The following is an 18,050-nucleotide window of genomic DNA, read 5'->3' as shown; positions in this document are numbered from 1 at the left end:
CGATATTGAATGCGCTCGTTAGTAACAGACTCAACAACACCTACAGATTTTGCAATTACTGCAGGCCAACTGACTCTGGCTTCGAAACCTTCTTCCGCACCCTTGGGTTTTATAAGAACAATGAGATTGTTCCTCTGGGCAGAACGGAGATCTTGAACGGAAATATACTGAACAAGTTCATCAGCTCGCCAGTCTACTGGCTTGTCACCAGTTCGCTTGCAAGTCACCAGTGCTACAAAATCCCCATCGTTAAGTCCATAATCCCAACCGCGTTCTGGATCAGACAATGAATGAGACATAGAGATTTCAAAGGTGGCTTTGGCTCTGGATTCGAATCTGCGACCGCAAGCTACGCAGAGAATATCGGGCACTCTGATGCGCTTAATCTTGATATCCTTCCAAATTTTGAAGCTCATTGAGCCACGCTCAAGTTCGAGCGGGTTGTGCCCTTGTTCTCTCAGATGCTCGAAGACCCGACGGGCACCAATCGCACCCATTGCAATCTTCTCAAGAAAGCTGACATCAGATTTGAATGCTCTTCGGCTAGCCATTGTCAAGCCTCATTGCTTACACTAATCGTTTTACAAAATCCTACAATTGTGGAGTTTACGTCAACAGTAAAACAGCCACGCGAGTAGATGAGATACGAGTGAATGCCCAGCTTCCACGTATCGCGGTAGGCTTTGATCTGCTCCGGCTCGTGGGTGAGGTCTTCGTCCTTGTCCTTCACGTCGCGCCGATCCACGCGCGGCTGGAAGTTCGATGAGTACTTGACGCCATACGGCGGGTCCACGTAGATCATCTGCACCTTGCCCGCCATGCCCTCTTTGACCAGCAGCGAGTTCATCACGAGCAGCGAATCGCCCAAAATCAGGCGGTTTGCCCAGCCCATCTCGTGCTGGTAGAACTCGACCTGCTTATCCGCCGGCAGCGGCGTTTCGCCAAAGAGGTCGGGCTGCAACGGCTGTGGTCGGCGCACTGCGTTGAGAATGGCGCGCGTGGAGATGCGCTCGTGGATGTGGAGCGAGACCACGTCCACCTCGAAGCTCGTGTGCTCGGCTTTGCCGGCCCAGACCAGTTGTGGGTCGAGATGCGGGTCGTAGGCGTAGCGCGTCGCTTGGCGCTCGCGCACTTCGTAGGTGGGCGCGAGACCGACTAGCGGGTTGTTTAGACGCCGCTCAGAGTGGCGGAAGTCTGTGACGGGATTCCCGCTGGCGGTTGGGGTAACTCTCTTCCTTCGGGGCATCGGTGGTTTCTTCGTGTCGTTCATCAAGCGTACGTCTGCCGATATGCAGTTGGGCTGCATGGAAGGAGAGATAGTGTCCAGCACCGTGATGGCCGTGGGATTGCGTCCGATACGTTCGGGATGGCTTCTCTGGTACTACCATCGCGCTATCCGTGCTCTGGTGCTGCCTGACAAGGAAAGCCGCCACTGCCTGTAAACTGTTCAGGTGCTGGTGCGGTAGGCTGGTCTCAAACCTAAGCCATAGACGACCACCGGTGGGCATTGACGTAAAAGGGAACAGCCGGACGCATAGGCGAGGCTTCCTGCAGGGGCAGTTGTCGGGCACCTGTGGACCGTTGGGGACATGACAGAGAGGGGTTACACGGTGACCCATGGGGTGGGGGAGGCGGTGGTGTAGAGGGCCTCGATGAGGGTGGCATACTTGTGCTCGACGATGCTGCGGCGGATCTTCAGGGTCGGGGTGAGTTCGCCCTCCTCAATCGAGAAGGGCTTCGGGAGAGCGGCGAAGCGGCGAACGCGCTCGTAGCGTGCCAGCGGTCGCTGGAGCCGCTCGATCTCCTGCCAGAGGAGCTCCAACACTTGGGGGTGGCGGACGAGCGCCTCAGGGCTAGTGTCGGAGATGCCGTTGCGCTCTGCCCAGGTCGCAAGGGCTTCGAAGTCGGGTACGAGGAGGGCAGCACAGTACGGGCGCTGGTCTCCGACGAGCAGGCACTGGTCGATGTATGGGCTCTGGCAGAGGAGCTGTTCGATCGGCTGCGGAGCAATGTTCTTGCCGCCGCTGCTGACGAAGATGTGCTTTTTGCGGTCGGTGATGATGAGGTTGCCTCGTGGGCTCCAGCTCCCGATGTCGCCGGTGTGGAGCCAGCCGTCGGCGTCGATAGCTTCGGCTGTAGCAGCGGGGTCCTTCCAGTAGCCCAGCATGATGTTAGGCCCGCGGGCCAGGATTTCACCATCTTCGGCGAGGCGGAGCTCTACGTTGTCCAGCGGTTTGCCGACGGTGCCCAGCTCTATGTCGTTGAGCCGGTTGACGGTCAGCACGGGTGCTGCTTCGGTGAGCCCGTAGCCCTCCAGGATGGGGATGCCGATGGCGAAGAAGAACTCACCAACGTCCACCGGCAGTGCTGCCCCGCCGGAGACGAAGAAGCGCAATCGCCCGCCGAAGCGCTGCCGGATCTTGCGGAAGACCAATCGGTCGGCCAGGGCTCTCTGCAGGCGGAGGTGCGGGGCTACACGGCCTTGCTGCTCAGCGTACCAAGCACGACGTCCTACGTCAATGGCCCAGTGGAAGATGCGCTGCCGTGCAGGCGGCTCTTTAGCGACAGTGGCCAGGATGCGGGAGCGGACTCGCTCGAAGAGCCGGGGGACGCTCGTCATCACCGTTGGGCGCACCTCGGTGATGTTCTGTGCTACGGTCTCGATAGATTCCGCGAAGGCAATCGTTGCCCCGCCGGCGAAGGCGCTGTAGTAGCCCGTAGTGCGCTCGTACGAGTGGCTCAGCGGAAGATAGGAGAGGAGCACGTCCGTATGGTCGATTGGGACGGCACGCAGTGCTGCCTGGATGTTGGCGACCACGTTGGCATGCGTCAGCATTACTCCTTTCGGCACGCCAGTGGTGCCGCTGGTGTAGATGAGCGTTAGGAGATGTTTGGGCTCCACTTGGGCAGCGGAGGCTTCGTACTCGCGTCGGAGGTCTGCAGTGTCGGCTGTTTGGCTGGGGAGGAGCTCGTGCCAGTAGAGGACCGGCTCTTCGGCGGGGTCGTCGTTGAAGAGGATGATGTGCTGTAGTCGGCCAATTCGCGGGAGCACGCTGCGGAGCTTCAACCACTGGAAGCGGTTGGAGGCGAAGACAGCTACAGCCTCGCTGTGGTCGAAGATGTACTCCAACTGCTCAGCGGTCAACGTTGGAAAGGCAGGGACACTCACGGCCCCGATACCGGCTATGGCTAAGTCGGCGACGACCCACTCTAGACGGTTTTCGGAGACAATACCGACGCGGTCACGTGGGCCAATTCCCAGGCGGCGCAGCGCAGCGGCGCACCGGAAGACCATCTCAGCGAGCTCATCGTAAGTCACCGGCTGGTAGCTCCCCCGCTGCTTGATGAGAAAGGCCGGCTTCCTGCTGCCGTAGCGCTCCACCGTCTGCAGGAGCATCTCCGGAATGGTGCGGAAGGCCATCCGAGGGGTCGCTGAGGGAGTGGTACACGGCCCACAAAATACGGAGTGTGGGGAGCGCACGGGGAGCGTTCGTGTAGTTTTGCGGGAGCGATGGTGTGGTATCAGCGCCAACTGAAGCTTGGCCCTAAGGGGCGAGGGATTCATCTGGTGACGGAGGAAATCCTCCAGCAGCTTCCGGAGCTGCGGCGCCTCCGACGGGGGATGTTGCATCTGTTCCTCCAGCATACGAGCGCCAGCCTTGCGATCAATGAGAACGCCGACCCCACGGTGCGCTCAGACCTGGAGCGATTCCTCCGGCGCTTGGTCCCAGAGGATACGCGCCTCTACGAGCACACAGTGGAGGGGCCCGACGACATGACTTCGCACATCAAGAGCGTGCTCATCGGCTGCTCGCTGCTCATCCCGGTCGTAGAGGGGCAGTTGGGGCTGGGGACATGGCAGGGGATCTACCTCTGTGAGCATCGTGAGCGGGCACGGGCACGGAGCCTCATAGCGACGCTATGGGGAGAGGAGGCATGACGTCAACGGAAGCACTGCGTCTCCAAGCATGGCGCCCTGCTGAGATTGAGGAACCGACGAACCGGTGGTTCATCCATCCCATCAGTTGGCAGATTGTGCAATGGAGTGCATGCCGGGGGGTGCATCCGAACGCACTCTCCATAGCGGGGCTCTGCTGTGGGCTCGGGGCAGCTGTGGCGTATGGATTCTGGGAGCAGCGGTGGACGTGCGTGGTTGGGTTTGCCTTGATGGTGCTGTGGCATGTTCTAGACGGTGCCGATGGGCAACTGGCGCGGCTGACAGGGAAGACGTCAGAATGGGGCAAGGTGCTCGATGGGCTCTGCGACCATGGGACCTTCGCGGCTATCTACGCATCGCTGGCATGGTCGCTCCTGCCCCAGATGGGGGTGGAGGCACTCTTGTTGGCAGCAGCCGCCGGGTTCAGCCACATTGTCCAGGCTAGCTCCTATGAGCGGCAGCGGCAGCTCTACGAGCAGTGGGTCCTCGGAAAGCCAGCATTGGTTGCAGCTGTTGAGCTTGTCCCGCGGGGCGTCCGTCCCCTCTATCGGGCCTACCTCGCTGTGCAGAGCTCCCTCAGTGGAGAGTATCGGTTCGCTCGAGTAGAGCGGTCACTCAAGGTCGATTCCCTCCCGCTCCTCCGGGAGTGGTATCGCTGGCTCTTCCGGCCGGTTGTCTACGGTTGGTCGCTCCTGAGTTCCAATTACCGCACTCTTGCGCTCTTCGTGGCAAGCTTCTTAGGGGTTCCTGCAGCCTTCTGGTGGTGGGAGTTCGTTGGACTGAACCTCGCGTTGTTGGGATTGCTCGTCTGGACCTCTGCGCGGCAGAGGCGACTGCTGGGACTGATACAAGAGCATGGCTTCCGCGAACGTCCCCTGTACCGTTAGCAGTGGCAGCTCTACTAGGGTGAGGAGCAATGGTGGCAGAGGGGGGAATCCTTCCACACGTTGGGCGCCTACTGGTCCTGCTACCGGGACTGGGCGCCGTTACGACGACCCTTTTGGCTGGGGTAGAAGCAGTTCGGCGCAAACTGGCAGCTCCGATCGGCTCTCTGACGCAGATGGGACATCTGGAGGAAGGCGATAGAGCTGGTCGGGCCCTTCGGGAGGCCCTTCCACTGGCACCGCTGGAAGACTTGGTCTTCACGACATGGGACATCTTCCCGGAGGACGCCTACGAAGCTGCCCGCCAAGCAAGGGTCCTCTCAGAGCAAGACTTGGCCGCGGTGGAGGACTTCCTGCGCTCCATTCGTCCACTGCCGGCCGTCTTCGATCCACAGTACGTGCGGCGCCTTCATGGCCCGCACGTCAAGCAGGCCCCAACGAAGCGGCATCTAGCGGAGGCACTCTGTGAGGATATCCAGAGAGCGCTGCAGGAGACCGGGGCTAGCCGGGCGGTCATGGTCTGGTGCGCCTCCACGGAGGTCTACACTCCCCTGGCCCCGTGCCACCACTCCCTGAAGGCCTTCGAAGCAGCCTTGGAGGCGAATGACCCAGCGATTGCGCCGTCACAGATCTACGCCTATGCGGCCCTCCAAATGGGCATCCCGTACGCTAACGGAGCCCCGAACGTCTCTGCAGACATCCCAGCACTGGAAGAGCTGGCGGAGCTCAACCGGGTTCCTGTAGCCGGCAAAGATCTCAAGACGGGGCAGACGCTGCTGAAGACCGTCGTTGCACCAGCATTGCGGCGGCGTCTGTTAGGAGTGCAGGGGTGGTTCTCGGTCAACATCTTGGGCAATCGGGATGGCTGGGTGTTGGAGGACGAGGGGAGCTTTCGGGCTAAAGAGGTGACGAAGACAGGCGTGCTGGAGAATCTGCTACCGGCAGAGGAGTATCCCGAGCTGTACAGCGGGCTGTACCACAAGGTACGTATCCACTACTACCCGCCACGCGGCGATGCCAAGGAGAGCTGGGACTCCATTGATATCGTCGGCTGGATGGGGTATCCGATGCACATCAGGGTCAACTTCCAGTGTCGGGACTCTATCTTGGCAGCACCACTCGTGCTGGACATAGCACTCCTGTTGGACCTTGCCCACCGGGCGGGTTGGTGGGGGGTACAGTCATGGTTAGGGTTCTACTTCAAGAGCCCGCACGTCCGAGCCGGGGAGCCGATAGAGCATGACCTTTTCGTGCAGTACGAGCGCCTACAGCGGGCACTAGCTCATCTGGCACAGTTACCCGTGAGGCAATCCGTGCATGAGAGCGTCTCATGAAGCAAGCCGTCATCATTGCAGCAGGGCTAGGTTCGCGGCTAGCGTCGTTCACCCACACCCCGAAACCGCTCTTACCGGTTGGCGGGGTCCCGTTGCTCTTCTGGGCCTTGAAAGGAGCTGAACAGGCTGGGTGTCAGGAGGCGGTGATTGTGCTCGGCTTTCGGGCAGAAGAGGTACGAGAATACGTCCAGGCGCAGTACAGAGGGAAGTTGCGACTGCGGATGGCGTACAACCCGTTCTACGAGAAGCAGAATGGTCTCTCCGTCCTCGCCGCCCGTCCGTACGTGGAGAGTCCGTTTCTGCTCCTCATGGCCGATCACTGCTGTGAAGCGGCTGCCTTCAGTCGGCTCAGGGAGTGCTGGATTCCGGAAGTGGGTGCATTGCTCGTAGTGGACAGTCGATTGGAGCAGATCGCCGATCTGGAAGATGCCACGAAGGTCCTGGTCCGTGAAGGGAGGGTTGTGGACATCGGAAAGCAGATCGCTTCCTACAACGCCGTGGATACAGGGATCTTCCTGGCGACGTTGGACCTCGTCGAGGCGATTGCCGCCGTAGCGGAGCGCCAAGGTGATGCGGCACTCACCGATGGTGTCCGAGAGCTCTGCTATCAAGGGAAGATGTGGGCTATCGAGCTCGGGGAGTACTTCTGGCAGGATGTAGATACACCCGAAGCCTACTGGATAGCTGAGCGCTGGGCTCGGCAGCATCGGCAGTTAAGCTGTTGCTGAGAGGACAGAGGTTTCCAGACGATATCGCAGCAATCTGCGGATTTTCCGATAAGTTTGCAGGGGCCCAAATGGGGAAGTCACACAATCATGAGGGCGCCAGTGATGGTGCAGAAACTTCTGCCGGTTGCCATTGGTGCTACTCTGCTGGCAGGACTGCTTGGAGTAGGGGGATGTACTCCGAAGATCACTGAGGAGCAGCTCCAGCGCTTACGGGAACTACGGGCACAGGAACGGCAGCTCTTGCAGGATATCCAGCGTAAGGATTCCGACAAGAGCCGCTTGCAGCGGGAGATCAGTAGTCGGCAGGCAGAGCTCAACCGATGCCAGGAGGCGAAGCGCTTTGTCCAGGAGAAGTTGGCAGCATGGCCGAACGTCTGGCCTGACTATACACCATCTCCTTCGGGGACAGAGGGGGCAACACCAGGCGTAGAGATTCGAACACGCAAGAAGCAGCCGTAAGACAGCAGAGGAGGGAGAGCAATGGTGTGGAAGCTCGTCCTTGGAAACGTTGTCCTCGTGGTAATGGCACTTGCCCAGCAGCCTGACCCGACGAAGCCGGACGAGCAGCTTACCAAAGCTGAAGCCGAGGCCCGCATTCGAGAGTGGGAAGAGAAAGTCAACCGCCTTCGGGCACAGTTTCAGGCAGCGTCCGGTGAAGTACAGCAGCTGGAGATGCAGCTGAACCGACTCATCCAAGACATTCGACGCTGCAACGATGAGCTGTATGCTCTGCTGGGAGCAACTGAGGCAGATGTGGAACGTTTCCGACAGCGGCTTGGCGTCCTAGAGGGGCGGGTGCGCCAGTATCAGGGGATGTCGGATGAGGCTTTGGCAGAGCGGCGCTCGGAGATTGCAACGTTGGAGGCAGAGCTGAATGCCCTGCGAGCTGAGAAGTTGGCGCTATTGCCGGAGTTCTACAATCGGATCATAGAACTGGCACGCACCATTCGTGGACTCTACCGAGAGCCGAAGATCAAGACGTACACTGTCGGCACGTGGGCCCGCGACCGCGACTGCCTCTGGAACATCTCGGCTAAGCCTACTATCTACGGTGATCCGTTCCAGTGGGTGAAGATCTGGCAGGCCAACACGGACCAGATTCGCAATCCAGACATCATTCATCCAGGACAGGTGCTGCGGGTGCCACCGCCGGGGCCGAAGACGTCAGAAGAGCTGAAGGCAGAGCGGGCCTACTATCGAAAGAAGCGTTTGGAGCAGCAGCGACGGGCTCAGGCGGGGACTCCAGCAGGCGAGACACCGACAACGACATCACCGACGGAGCGGGAACCGAAGCGGGGTCAATAACAGTACTCCACTATGCGTGTGAGCGAACGGCGGATCTCCGGCGTAAGCTCACGGAAGAGAGTGCTTCGTTCGTTTTTAGGCGTGTAAGTACCAAGCAACCGGATGGCACGTCGTACTCCCTCCGTCGGTATGGCACAACAGGGAGTGTGTGAGCGGCGTATTCCTCTGCTGGACGTTGACCCGCTGGCACTCTTGGGGACAAACGACAGTTACCTGCAACTCATTGAGCAGCGCCTGGGGGGCTCCGTCGTTGTGCGGGGCAATACGGTCATCTTACGGGGCGAGGCGAGCGAGGTCCAAGCACTGGAGCTCCTCTTCCAAGAGCTTCTCTACTTGCTCCGCCGTAATGGGCGGCTCTCTCCAGACGATGTAGCGATGGTGATTGATCTGGTGACGCTGGAGAGTTGTCCGTCTGCTCGTGAGGGGGTAAAGGGGGAGGAGGATGTCATCTTCGTCGGGCGTCAGGGACCGGTGCGAGCCCGGACTGCTAAGCAGCTAGAGTACTGGCAGAAGGTGCGGACCCATGATATTGTCTTCGCCATTGGGCCGGCAGGGACAGGGAAGACCTACCTGGCGGTAGCGATGGCGTTGGCTGCGTTGCGTCACGGTGAGGTAGCTCGCATCATCCTCTCGCGTCCTGCTGTAGAGGCAGGTGAGTCCTTGGGGTTCTTGCCGGGGGACCTCTACGAAAAGGTAGACCCCTACCTGCGTCCTCTGATGGATGCCCTCATAGAGATGCTCGGCGCTGACAAGCTCCGCACGATGATGGAGCGGCGTACCGTAGAGGTAATCCCGTTAGCATACATGCGAGGGCGGACGCTGAGCAACGCCTTCCTCATCCTAGACGAGGCGCAGAACACCACGATCGGGCAGATGAAGATGTTCTTGACCCGTCTGGGCCGGAACTCGAAGGCGATCGTCACTGGAGACATCACGCAGATCGACCTTGGAGAGCCTTCGGCCTCTGGATTGGTAGATGTGCAGGCTGTGCTGAAGAACGTGCCGGGTATTGCCTTTGTCTACTTTGACCGTCGTGATGTGGTACGCCATCACCTGGTGGCTTCGATCATCGAGGCGTACGAGCAGCGGCAGCGGCAAGTCGGTGGCGGGGTAGCGGCTGCTGCGTCCTCGCCTTCGGCAGACACAGAATGATTGAGCTCTTTCGGCTCGGATTCCTGCGGGTTACAGTGGCGGACCTCATAGACGTTGGGCTCGTCGCTGCACTCTTCTATGGGCTCTACCGGCTCCTCCATCAGACGTTGGCATTCCATGTGTTGCTGGGCTTCATCGTGCTGCTCCTCCTCGGGGCTTTGGTGAAAGCTGGTGGGCTGACGGCCTTCGGATGGGTTGTGCAGACGCTCTCAGGGATATGGCTCGTGGCGTTCGTTGTGCTGTTCCAACCAGAGCTGCGGCGTATGCTGGTGCAGCTATCGCGCCTGCGTCTGTTTCGCCTGCTGGTCCGCTCTCCGCTCCTTCCGGTCGTGGAGGAAGTCATTGAGGCCGTCAGCGAGATGGCCGAGAAGCACATTGGGGCGCTTGTGGTCTTCGCTGGCTCGCAGAGTACGAAGCTGGTAGTGGAGACAGGTGTCCCAATCCAGGCTGTCGTCTCCAAGGAGTTGCTGCTCTCCATCTTCAATCCGCGGTCACCGTTGCATGATGGGGCTGTCGTCATCGAGGGGCAGACCTTGGTAGCAGCCCGATGTATCTTGCCGCTGAGCGCGACGACACACGTAGGTGGATATGCTGTCGGGACGCGCCATCGGGCTGCTTTGGGGCTCAGTGAGCAGGTAGACGCCGTTGTGGTCGTCGTTTCTGAGGAGACGGGCCACATTGCGCTCGCGCATGGAGGTGTCTTGGAGATGCGGTTGACACCAGCGCAACTGCGTGAGCGGCTTCAGGAGCTTCTCGGTACAGGGGAGGCAGTCGAAGAGAGGATCGAGACAGCTCTGTTGCGATGAGCCAGCAGCGTTCCCAGCGGATAGACCCGTATGCCGAACTGCGCCATGCTTTGGTTGAGCACCTTCGGGCCCGCGGTATCCGAGATGAACGCGTGCTAGGGGCAATGGAGCGCTTGCCGCGGGAACTGTTCGTCCATCCTGCCTTTGTCCACCGTGCTTATGAAGACGTAGCGCTCCCGCTGGGACACAACCAGACGATCTCTCAGCCTTACACAGTTGCCTTCATGACGTCCCTCCTGGAAGTCCAGCCGGGCGACAAAGTCCTGGAAGTCGGAACGGGCAGCGGATACCAAGCAGCGCTCCTGGCCCTCATGGGGGCGCGGGTCTATACGGTGGAGTGCCAGTGGGAGCTCTATCAACGGGCGCGCCAACTCTTTGCCCGGCTGGGGCTCCCGATCCATATGCGCTACGGTGACGGCAGTATCGGCTGGCAGGAGCACGCGCCGTACGATGGCATCATCGTCACGGCTGGGGCACCGCGCATTCCTCAGCCGTTGCTGGAGCAGTTGGCACTCGGTGGGCGCTTGGTGATCCCTGTCGGGGAGCTACAGTCGCAGATCCTGGTGCGTGTACGCCGCGTCAGTGAGCAGGACTACCATTACGAGGAGTTCGGTGAGTTCCGCTTCGTGCCCCTTGTGGGCAAAGAGGGGTGGCAGGAGCTCTTGTATCGGGAACGCCCTACGTCCTCTTCCTCGTAGGGCCAACGGCATCTGGCAAGACTGCTACGATTCTCCGCTTGGCGGAGGAGCTGCCGCTGGAGGTCATCTCCGCTGACTCCCGCCAAATCTACCGCTACTTAGACGTCGGCACCGCGAAGCCGACCGTAGAGGAACGGCAGCGAGTTCCTCATTACTGCGTGGATATCCGCAACCCCGATGAGACCTACAGTGCCGGCGAATTCGCTGCTGATGCCCTCCGGCTCATTCCTGAAATCTGGGCTCGGGGGAAGCTGCCATGTGTCGTCGGGGGTTCTGGGTTCTACGTCCATGCGGTGTACTATGGGCTCTTTGAGCAGCCCCCGTTACCCTTCCTTCGGGAGATTCGGCAGCAGCTCCAGTTCCGACTAGGGCGGGAGGGGAAGGAGGCCCTCTATGCTGAGCTGCAACGCGTGGACCCTGTGTTAGCTGCTCGCTATACAGACCGCAACCCACGACGCCTTATGCGGGCACTGGAGTTCTACTACGCTACGGGCATCCCGCTGTCGAGAGCACATCAACTCTATCCCCCACGGGAGCGCTTATTCCGTGCCCTCTGGGTCGGGCTGCAGTTGGACCGAAGAGAGCTGTACGAGCGGATCAACCGCCGTGCGGAGTGGATGTGGTACAATGGGTTGGTGGAGGAGACGCGTTCAGTTTTGGCAATGGGCTATGCGCCCGAGGCTCCGGGGCTGAACACGCATGGCTACAAGGAGTGTGTGGAGTACCTACAGGGTCGTCTCAGTGCTGGCGAGGCATTGAGGCAGATGCAGCGTCGGACGCGGCAGTATGCTAAGCGTCAGCTGACCTGGTTCCGCCGGTACCAGCACATCCACTGGATACCTGGAGCTTCAGACCCTGCGGCTGTGGTGCCGAAGCTGCTGGAACTCCTTCAGGACTGGATACCTAAAGGCCTGGGACCGTCGGTAGCATAAGGGGGAGGTAGCGCTGGTGGACGTAGACTAGCAGGAAGTACGACTCGGCAAAACGGCGGGCGCGGGTTCGGAAGGAGGCAGCAAGACGATAGGTGCTGAACCGTTGATCGTTGACGATGGCCGATAACTCTGCATTCAGAAGGGGCCGGTCTTCGCGGCGGCTCTTGAAGACGAAGGCTGCTGGCTGCTGGGAGAAGAGGTAGTTAAGGATGGCGGTATCGCGCAGGCTACCACTCCAGTGGTGGCGTGCCAGGAAGCGGTCATTGAGCCGCCCGCCGTCAATTGTGCGGAAGCCTGTCCGGAAGGGAATAAGCCCTGCATCGGGGTAGATGACTACCGTAGCCGTTGGCGGCAGAAGGTGCTGTAAGAACTGCGCTGCTTCGGCATGCTCTTCGTTCAGGAGCTGCCAGTAGTCTCGTACGAACTTCCGTTCCTGCCATCGCCATAAGCCTCCATGGATCGTCAGTTGTAGGAGCATGAGAACAAGGGCAATCTGCTGTAGGCGCTGGAGGCGGAGCGGATGTGAATCGGTCGTCTCCTGCAAGGTCCGTAGCCCGTGCTCTGCTCCGACAGCAGCTCCGCAGAGGCCCAATACATACAGTGGTGCCCAGAAGCGGTGGGCATAGTTCATCTGGAGCGAGGAGCGAGCATACTCGGCGATGAGAACGGCAACGGCAGCTCCCAGCGCTATCCCCAAGGGCATAAGCTGTCGATAGTGTGTTCGTAGTCGAGCCGTCCATTGCTCCCATTCACCGACCCCAAGCAGCAGAGCGATCATGCCAGGAACAGCCCAGTACTGCAGAGCAAACTCCAGGAACGAGAGCATGCTCCCTATAACAATCCCACCAGCCTGCTTAGCATAGTACGTGTTTGGAAGGAGTTCGCCGTAGAGATGCCACCGCCAGAGTGTCATCGCTACTACTGGTAGTGCGAACAGTAGGCTCCCCCAGGCGAGCCTACTCCAGCGTAGAGAGGATGATGTTCGTTGGGCTGTAGCTGAGCCCGGAGCTCTTGTGCTGACAAAGATTGCTACCAGCAGTGCCATGCTGAAGAGCAGTCCTTCCGGCCGAGTCAGGGCAAGGAGGACGAGCGCGAGGATGGTCTTCAGCAAGTTGGCCGAACTTGGGGAGAGCACTGTCCGAACGGCAAGCCATGTCGACGCCGTGAGGAGGAAGAGGAAGAGCGTGGTCTCCAATCCGCTGAGGGCATGGACGAATAGGAACGCCGCCGTGTAGTAGAGAACGATGCTCAGCACGCGAATGGCAGGTTGAACTCCGAGCTCGCGGAGTAGGAACCATGTCACGGCTCCACAGAGTGCATAGGCGGTGAGCCCAATCCCCTTTGCGAGTGCTTCGAATGGGAGGCCTACGGCATGCCCCACTGCTAAGAGGGCTACGTAGAGGGTGCCAGTATATCCCTCGACTGGTGGTTCCCCGGGATTCCATGTGGGAATCCCAATCGTAACCCAGTGCTGGGCGTAGCGGAAGAGGATATAGGCGTCATCTACCGTCCACCATGGGACACTCAGCAGGCTCCATACAGCATACGCAAGGGATCCACCGATGAGCAGCCACTGTGTATGGGTAGCCATAGAGGCTACGGAGATTCCAGGGTGAGCTGTTCTATTTCATGGCGATGCTGCAAATGCCACGCGACCATGTGGCGGATGCCCTCGGAGAAGGGAGTACTAGGCTCCCATCCCAGCAAGGCTCGGGCGCGGTCAATGTTGGCTTCCGTTGTAGGGACATCTGCCGGGTGAGCCGGCCGGAACAGGAGTTGAGCCCTCCGCTCGAGGAGGTACTCCAAAGTCCTCACCGCGTCCAGCAGACGAATAGGTTGTCGGTTGCCTAGGTTGATGACAGCATATCCCAGTGGACGAAGGGCGTGGATAGTTCCCTCGGCGATGTCATCAACGTAGGTGAAATCCCGCTGCTGCTGTCCATCACCAAAGATCTCCAACGGTTCGCCTCGAAGGAGGTGTTCGGTGAAGATGAACAAGCTCATGTCGGGTCGCCCGGCAGGGCCGTAGACGGTGAAGTAGCGCAGTACAGTGATATCTAGCCCGTATAGTTCGTGGTATGTTGCGCAGAGGAGCTCAGCAGCACGCTTGGAAGCAGCGTACGGGGAACGAGGATGCTCGGTCGCGTCTTCTTCCCGGAATGGGGGAGTCCCGGCTCCGTAGACGCTAGAGGTGGAGGCAAGGACGAACTTAGAGATTCCGAGTCTTCGGCAGAGCTCCAGTAGGTTCAGCGTGCCAGTCAGGTTCGTAGCGTAGTAGCTCCAGGGGTCCTGCAGGCTATACCGCACGCCAGCGCGAGCGGCAAGGTTAATGACAGCTTCGGGTTGGAAGCGCTGGAGGATGGGCTGTATAGCCCCGAGGTCCGTGATGTCAGCCCGGAGGAAGTGAAACCCAGTATACTCCTGAAGTCGGCGCAGACGCCACAGCTTGAGTCGTGGGTCGTAGGCATCATTGAGATTGTCTATCCCTACAACCGTTGCGCCCTGCTGGAGGAGCCGTTCGGAAGTCTTCCATCCAATGAAGCCTGCGCATCCGGTCACTACATATGTGGGCATCTACCCTGCAGCCATACCCCCGCTGCCGTGTGCCCCCAACGGGATTCGAACCCGTACCGCCACCTTGAAAGAGTGGTGACCTAACCCTTAGTCGATGGGGGCAGAGCCTCGTTCGAGGACAAAATTAGCGGAAATCCGTAAGACGGAGCTTGATCTCAAGAAAGTCTCGGCTGCCTGTAGCAGGCTTGAAGGTTGCGGAGTATGGGACTACCTCCTCCGCTTGAAGCGGTGCTGGAAGAGGGTGCGCTCCATTTCGCGTGGGAAGCGGTGCTCGAAGAGCACGTAGCGTGCGAACTGTTCCTCGGAGAGCACGGAGCGCACAGCTTCAGTCCGCTGCCGAAGCAGACGCAGCAGTTCCTGCTGCCGGTTCAAGAGATCTTGGAGTGCACGCTCCCGTTCACTGGAGGCCTGTGGGGTCTGGAGAGCAGCCGACAGGCGGTTCGCTGCCTCTTCGATTTGTCGCAGGGTGCTGTCGATGCGGCGGCTGTAGATCGTGTACAGTAGGAGAAACTGCTGGCCGGTCGTCTCGTCCAGCTTGACTTCTTCCAGGAGGCGCAGCAGTTTCCATCGCTCCAACTGTCGCTTTGCCCTCTCCCAACGGGCTACCTCGGCGGTGTCACTCGTGCCCTCCTGTGCCAGAAGGGAGAGTACGTACGAGAGCAGGAGGCCCAAGGAGAGAGCGAGGTTACGGAGCATAGGGTTCTGCCGCATCGCTGACCTCTATTTCTGGAAGGCTGTTAAGCAGCTCCTCAAGCTCGTGCTGGGGAATCGGCTGCGACGGTAGGACAGGGACAACAGGTGGTACGCCGGAGCTCCAATACGTGAACGTGACTAGCCCGTCAGCGTACGGTATCCCCGACTCCTGCGGGGGCGTCACCAAGTGGACATGTCCCGTTGCTGGGGTGTCAGAGGAGGGCACTCGAGGAGGAGACCACCAGAGCAGTAAGAGGAGAAGCCCGAGGGTCGGCAGGAGGAGCCATGCCAGCCTCTGCCAAGACGGTTGCTGGCGTTGGGACTTCCAGCGGTTGAGCACTTGCACCGAGAGTGTACTGGAGTGCCGCTCCAGCTCGCGCATGTATCCTGTGGTCTCTAGGCGCTGGAAGATTGCGCGTAGCATTTCGGCTTCGGCTGCCAGGTCGGGGTGTGCCTGGAGCACCTCTGCAACACGGTGTGCTTCCTCTGCCGACAGTCGCCCAAAGGCGTAGTCTGGCAGGAGAAGCTCTAAGTCTCTACGGCTGTAGGTTGTCTGCTGACGCGGAGTCATTGCCTCTGCTGAGAGCTTGGCGGAAGTATTCTCCATATGGGCCGTTGAGGAGAGCTCGTGCAAGCTTGCGGACTGCTAAGAAGTAGTTTGCTTTCAATCCGCCGATGCTAGTCCCCAGCATTTGGGAGATCTCCTCGTACGAGAGCCCTTCGATGTATCGCAGCACGAAGGTTTCCCGCTGCTTCTCTGGGAGGCTCGCCAGGAGACGGTGGAAGTAGCGCTCGAATTCCTCCCGTTCGTGGAGCTGCTCTGGCGTTGGAGTGGGGGCGTGCGGTTCTTCGTCGTCGGTGAAGGCTTCCTCCCAACGTAGCCACTGAGTGCGTTTGCGCTGCCGCAGCATGCTGAGGGCAACCCGTACGGTGATCCGGTACAGCCATGTCCGGAGGCTACTGCGGCGCTCGAAGCGGGGGAGGTGTTCGAAGGCTTTCAAGAAAACTTCCTGGGCGGCGTCCTGAGCATCTTCGTAACGCCCGAGGTAGCGGTAGGCGATGCTGTAGACGAACCGCTGGTATCTTCGGACGAATTGCGCTGCTGCTAACTCGCGATCGCCATGGCAGAATTCTGCGATGAGCTCCTCATCGCTGGCGAAACTCAGTGCCGACGGGCGCGCCATAGGAGTCAGCTCGTCAGGGTTTCCATGCTCTTAGAAGGGATAATGCCCTTGTGGGTTTAGCGCTGGGCTCAGCGTAGGACTTCTACGATCTCGTACTCCATCTCTCCCGCGGGGACCTGGATACGGATGCGCTCTCCTGACTGTTTTCCGAGCAGAGCCTTTCCCAAGGGGGAGCTCACCGAGAGTTTGTTGTTGGTGAAATCCGCCTCTTCATCTCCCACCAGCGTGTAAGTCACTACAGAGCCCGTCTTGCAGTTCCGCAGGCGAACGGTGGAGAAGATGTACACCTTACCGTCATTGGGGAGTTCTTTGGGGTCGATGACGCGGGCTCGGGCGAGGATGCGTTCCAAGCGGGCAATCCGCATCTCCAGCATCTGTTGGGCTTGGAGGGCGGCGTCGTAGTCAGCGTTCTCTGAGAGGTCCCCGTGGGACCGAGCGTCAGCAATCTTCTGAGCAATCTCCTTCCGTCCTTGGCTCCGAAGCTGACGGAGCTCTGCCTGGAGCTCTTCGAAGCGCTGTCGTGAGAGGTAGATGACGTCCGACATGGTTCCCACTGCAGTCGGTGCACCCTGTTCTACAGACCGTTCCCAGATTCCTTTGACGTCGCCGGTAGGTGCCCAAGGGTAAGCCAATGTCCCAACTTGTGCTTCTTGGCGAGCAGATAGCTCCAATTCCAGTCGTTCGGCTCAATCTCTATCGGGACCCGCTCAACGATTTCCAACCCGTAGGCTTCTAGCCCAACGACCTTTCGGGGGTTGTTCGTTAGCAGACGCATCTTCTGGACGCCTAGGTGCCGAAGAATCTGGGCACCGATGCCATAGTCCCGTAGATCGGGCTTGAAGCCTAGGTGCTGATTTGCTTCAACGGTGTCCAGACCCTGCTCTTGGAGGGCATACGCCCGGATTTTATTCCCAAGCCCTATGCCGCGTCCCTCTTGCTGCATGTAGAGCAGAACGCCTTTGCCCTCTCGCTCTATGATTCGCAGGGCAGCGTGGAGCTGAGGCCCACAGTCGCAGCGGAGCGAGCCGAAGAGGTCACCGGTCAAGCATTGGGAGTGGACACGCACCAGTATGGGCTCGCCGGGCTCCCACCGTCCTTTGACGAGGGCGACATGCTCTTGGTGGTCAACGATGTTCTGGTAGACGAGGACACGAAAGGTGCCGACGATGGTCGGTAGCGTAGCCTCTGCAACGAGACGGACCAGGTTGTCTGTCCGCAGCCGGTAAGCGATGAGGTCGCGAACACTGATGAGCTTGAGCCCGTACTGCTGGGCAAACTCGTACAGTTGGGGCAGCCGCGCCATAGTGCCATCTTCGTTGAGGATTTCGCAGAGGACTGCGGCGGGCTTGAGTCGAGCCAGGCGCATGAGATCTACAGCAGCCTCCGTATGTCCAGCGCGCCGCAATACTCCCTCCTCAACGGCAACTAGTGGGAAGATATGCCCTGGTCGTGCAAAATCCTCTGGCTTCGTCTCAGGATCAGCCAGAGCACGCACGGTTGCAGCGCGGTCGAAGGCAGAGATGCCAGTGGTAGTACCGTGGATGTAGTCTACGGAGACCGTGAAGCGGGTGCCATGGAGAGAGGTGTTGGTGGGAACCATTGCGTCCAGCCGAAGCTCGCGGGCACGCTGCTCGGTGATGGCAACGCAGATGAGTCCTCGCGCCTTGGAAGCCATGAAGTTGATGACATCGGGCGTGCAGAACTGAGCAGCGCAGATGAGGTCGCCCTCGTTCTCGCGGTCCTCGTCATCCACGACGATGACCATCTTGCCGGAGGCCAAGTCGTGGAGGGCTTCCTCCACGGTGTTGAGTCGAATGTCCATC

20 protein-coding genes, 1 tRNA gene and 1 pseudogene are annotated in these 18,050 nt (G+C 59.8%); 11 read left to right on the top strand and 11 right to left on the bottom strand.

The annotated features are described in order from the left end of the window. Together NZ960_05690 and NZ960_05685 are read right to left on the bottom strand one after the other, a co-directional pair. The coding region (locus NZ960_05690; GenBank protein ID MCS7177093.1) for a HEAT repeat domain-containing protein at positions 1-551 on the bottom strand (551 nt) is incomplete at its 3' end. A gap of 89 nt (positions 552-640) precedes the next feature. Continuing rightward, a pseudogene (locus NZ960_05685) lies at positions 641-1,246 on the bottom strand (site-specific DNA-methyltransferase). Between NZ960_05685 and NZ960_05680 the strand changes: the two are divergent. Further along, positions 1,164-1,442: a hypothetical protein gene (locus NZ960_05680; GenBank protein ID MCS7177092.1), complete on the top strand. Its 279-nt coding sequence runs from the start codon at positions 1,164-1,166 to the stop codon at positions 1,440-1,442. The pseudogene NZ960_05685 and the gene NZ960_05680 sit on opposite strands and share 83 nt — an antisense overlap. Positions 1,443-1,603: 161 nt before the next feature. Here NZ960_05680 and NZ960_05675 read toward each other — a convergent pair whose 3' ends face one another. Next, positions 1,604-3,421 carry a long-chain fatty acid--CoA ligase gene (locus NZ960_05675; GenBank protein MCS7177091.1) on the bottom strand — a complete coding sequence of 606 codons (1,818 nt, stop codon included), beginning with the start codon at positions 3,419-3,421 and terminating at the stop codon, positions 1,604-1,606. Between the two features lie 90 nt (positions 3,422-3,511). Between NZ960_05675 and NZ960_05670 the strand changes: the two genes are divergently transcribed. The 10 genes from NZ960_05670 to miaA all read left to right on the top strand — a co-directional run bounded on the left by NZ960_05670 (position 3,512) and on the right by miaA (position 11,776). Then, positions 3,512-3,940 carry a secondary thiamine-phosphate synthase enzyme YjbQ gene (locus tag NZ960_05670; protein MCS7177090.1) on the top strand — a complete coding sequence of 143 codons (429 nt, stop codon included), beginning with the start codon at positions 3,512-3,514 and terminating at the stop codon, positions 3,938-3,940. After that, entirely contained in the window at positions 3,937-4,824 is an 888-nt protein-coding gene (locus NZ960_05665; protein MCS7177089.1) for a CDP-alcohol phosphatidyltransferase family protein, read from the top strand. Before NZ960_05670 ends, NZ960_05665 begins: the two co-directional genes overlap by 4 nt. 29 nt (positions 4,825-4,853) lie before the next feature. After that, positions 4,854-6,155, top strand: coding sequence for an inositol-3-phosphate synthase (locus NZ960_05660; protein ID MCS7177088.1), 1,302 nt, complete (start codon positions 4,854-4,856; stop codon positions 6,153-6,155). Continuing rightward, complete coding sequence (locus NZ960_05655; GenBank protein ID MCS7177087.1) at positions 6,152-6,883, top strand: NTP transferase domain-containing protein; 732 nt, start codon at positions 6,152-6,154, stop codon at positions 6,881-6,883. The genes NZ960_05660 and NZ960_05655 overlap by 4 nt, the downstream gene beginning before the upstream one ends. 102 nt (positions 6,884-6,985) lie before the next feature. Further along, entirely contained in the window at positions 6,986-7,342 is a 357-nt protein-coding gene (locus tag NZ960_05650; protein ID MCS7177086.1) for a hypothetical protein, read from the top strand. A gap of 21 nt (positions 7,343-7,363) precedes the next feature. Beyond that, positions 7,364-8,188 carry a LysM peptidoglycan-binding domain-containing protein gene (locus tag NZ960_05645; protein MCS7177085.1) on the top strand — a complete coding sequence of 275 codons (825 nt, stop codon included), beginning with the start codon at positions 7,364-7,366 and terminating at the stop codon, positions 8,186-8,188. A 102-nt stretch (positions 8,189-8,290) separates the two neighbouring features. Then, entirely contained in the window at positions 8,291-9,340 is a 1,050-nt protein-coding gene (locus NZ960_05640; protein MCS7177084.1) for a PhoH family protein, read from the top strand. Further along, the gene (gene cdaA, locus NZ960_05635; protein ID MCS7177083.1) at positions 9,337-10,146 is read left to right on the top strand and encodes a diadenylate cyclase CdaA; all 810 of its coding nucleotides are present in this window, start codon (positions 9,337-9,339) and stop codon (positions 10,144-10,146) included. Before NZ960_05640 ends, cdaA begins: the two co-directional genes overlap by 4 nt. Further along, positions 10,143-10,844, top strand: a complete 702-nt coding sequence (locus tag NZ960_05630; GenBank protein ID MCS7177082.1) for a protein-L-isoaspartate(D-aspartate) O-methyltransferase — start codon at positions 10,143-10,145, stop codon at positions 10,842-10,844. Before cdaA ends, NZ960_05630 begins: the two co-directional genes overlap by 4 nt. Further along, the gene (gene miaA, locus NZ960_05625) at positions 10,796-11,776 is read left to right on the top strand and encodes a tRNA (adenosine(37)-N6)-dimethylallyltransferase MiaA (protein ID MCS7177081.1); all 981 of its coding nucleotides are present in this window, start codon (positions 10,796-10,798) and stop codon (positions 11,774-11,776) included. The genes NZ960_05630 and miaA overlap by 49 nt, the downstream gene beginning before the upstream one ends. On the opposite strand, the gene NZ960_05620 is transcribed toward miaA, so the two are convergent. The 8 genes from NZ960_05620 to NZ960_05585 all read right to left on the bottom strand — a co-directional run bounded on the left by NZ960_05620 (position 11,748) and on the right by NZ960_05585 (position 18,049). Then, positions 11,748-13,367 (bottom strand): hypothetical protein, encoded by a 1,620-nt coding sequence (locus NZ960_05620; protein ID MCS7177080.1) that lies wholly within the window; start codon positions 13,365-13,367, stop codon positions 11,748-11,750. The genes miaA and NZ960_05620 overlap by 29 nt on opposite strands. Before the next feature lie 5 nt (positions 13,368-13,372). Then, positions 13,373-14,350 (bottom strand): SDR family NAD(P)-dependent oxidoreductase, encoded by a 978-nt coding sequence (locus tag NZ960_05615; protein ID MCS7177079.1) that lies wholly within the window; start codon positions 14,348-14,350, stop codon positions 13,373-13,375. Positions 14,351-14,380: 30 nt separating this feature from the next. Next, a tRNA-Glu gene (locus tag NZ960_05610) sits at positions 14,381-14,452 on the bottom strand. 105 nt (positions 14,453-14,557) lie between these two features. Further along, entirely contained in the window at positions 14,558-15,061 is a 504-nt protein-coding gene (locus NZ960_05605) for a hypothetical protein (GenBank protein MCS7177078.1), read from the bottom strand. After that, on the bottom strand, positions 15,036-15,614 hold the full coding sequence (locus NZ960_05600; protein MCS7177077.1) for a hypothetical protein: 579 nt from the start codon (positions 15,612-15,614) through the stop codon (positions 15,036-15,038). Before NZ960_05600 ends, NZ960_05605 begins: the two co-directional genes overlap by 26 nt. After that, positions 15,580-16,227 carry an RNA polymerase sigma factor gene (locus NZ960_05595; GenBank protein MCS7177076.1) on the bottom strand — a complete coding sequence of 216 codons (648 nt, stop codon included), beginning with the start codon at positions 16,225-16,227 and terminating at the stop codon, positions 15,580-15,582. The genes NZ960_05600 and NZ960_05595 overlap by 35 nt, the downstream gene beginning before the upstream one ends. Before the next feature lie 68 nt (positions 16,228-16,295). Then, on the bottom strand, positions 16,296-16,772 hold the full coding sequence (gene greA, locus NZ960_05590) for a transcription elongation factor GreA (protein ID MCS7177075.1): 477 nt from the start codon (positions 16,770-16,772) through the stop codon (positions 16,296-16,298). A 29-nt stretch (positions 16,773-16,801) separates the two neighbouring features. Continuing rightward, positions 16,802-18,049, bottom strand: coding sequence for a bifunctional 3,4-dihydroxy-2-butanone-4-phosphate synthase/GTP cyclohydrolase II (locus NZ960_05585; protein ID MCS7177074.1), 1,248 nt, complete (start codon positions 18,047-18,049; stop codon positions 16,802-16,804). Position 18,050 lies beyond the last annotated feature (1 nt).

This window comes from Candidatus Kapaibacterium sp. (assembly GCA_025059875.1).
In the GTDB taxonomy this organism is placed as follows: domain Bacteria; phylum Bacteroidota; class Ignavibacteria; order Kapaibacteriales; family HRBIN21; genus HRBIN21.
This window is presented reverse-complemented; position numbering and strand designations above follow the sequence as displayed.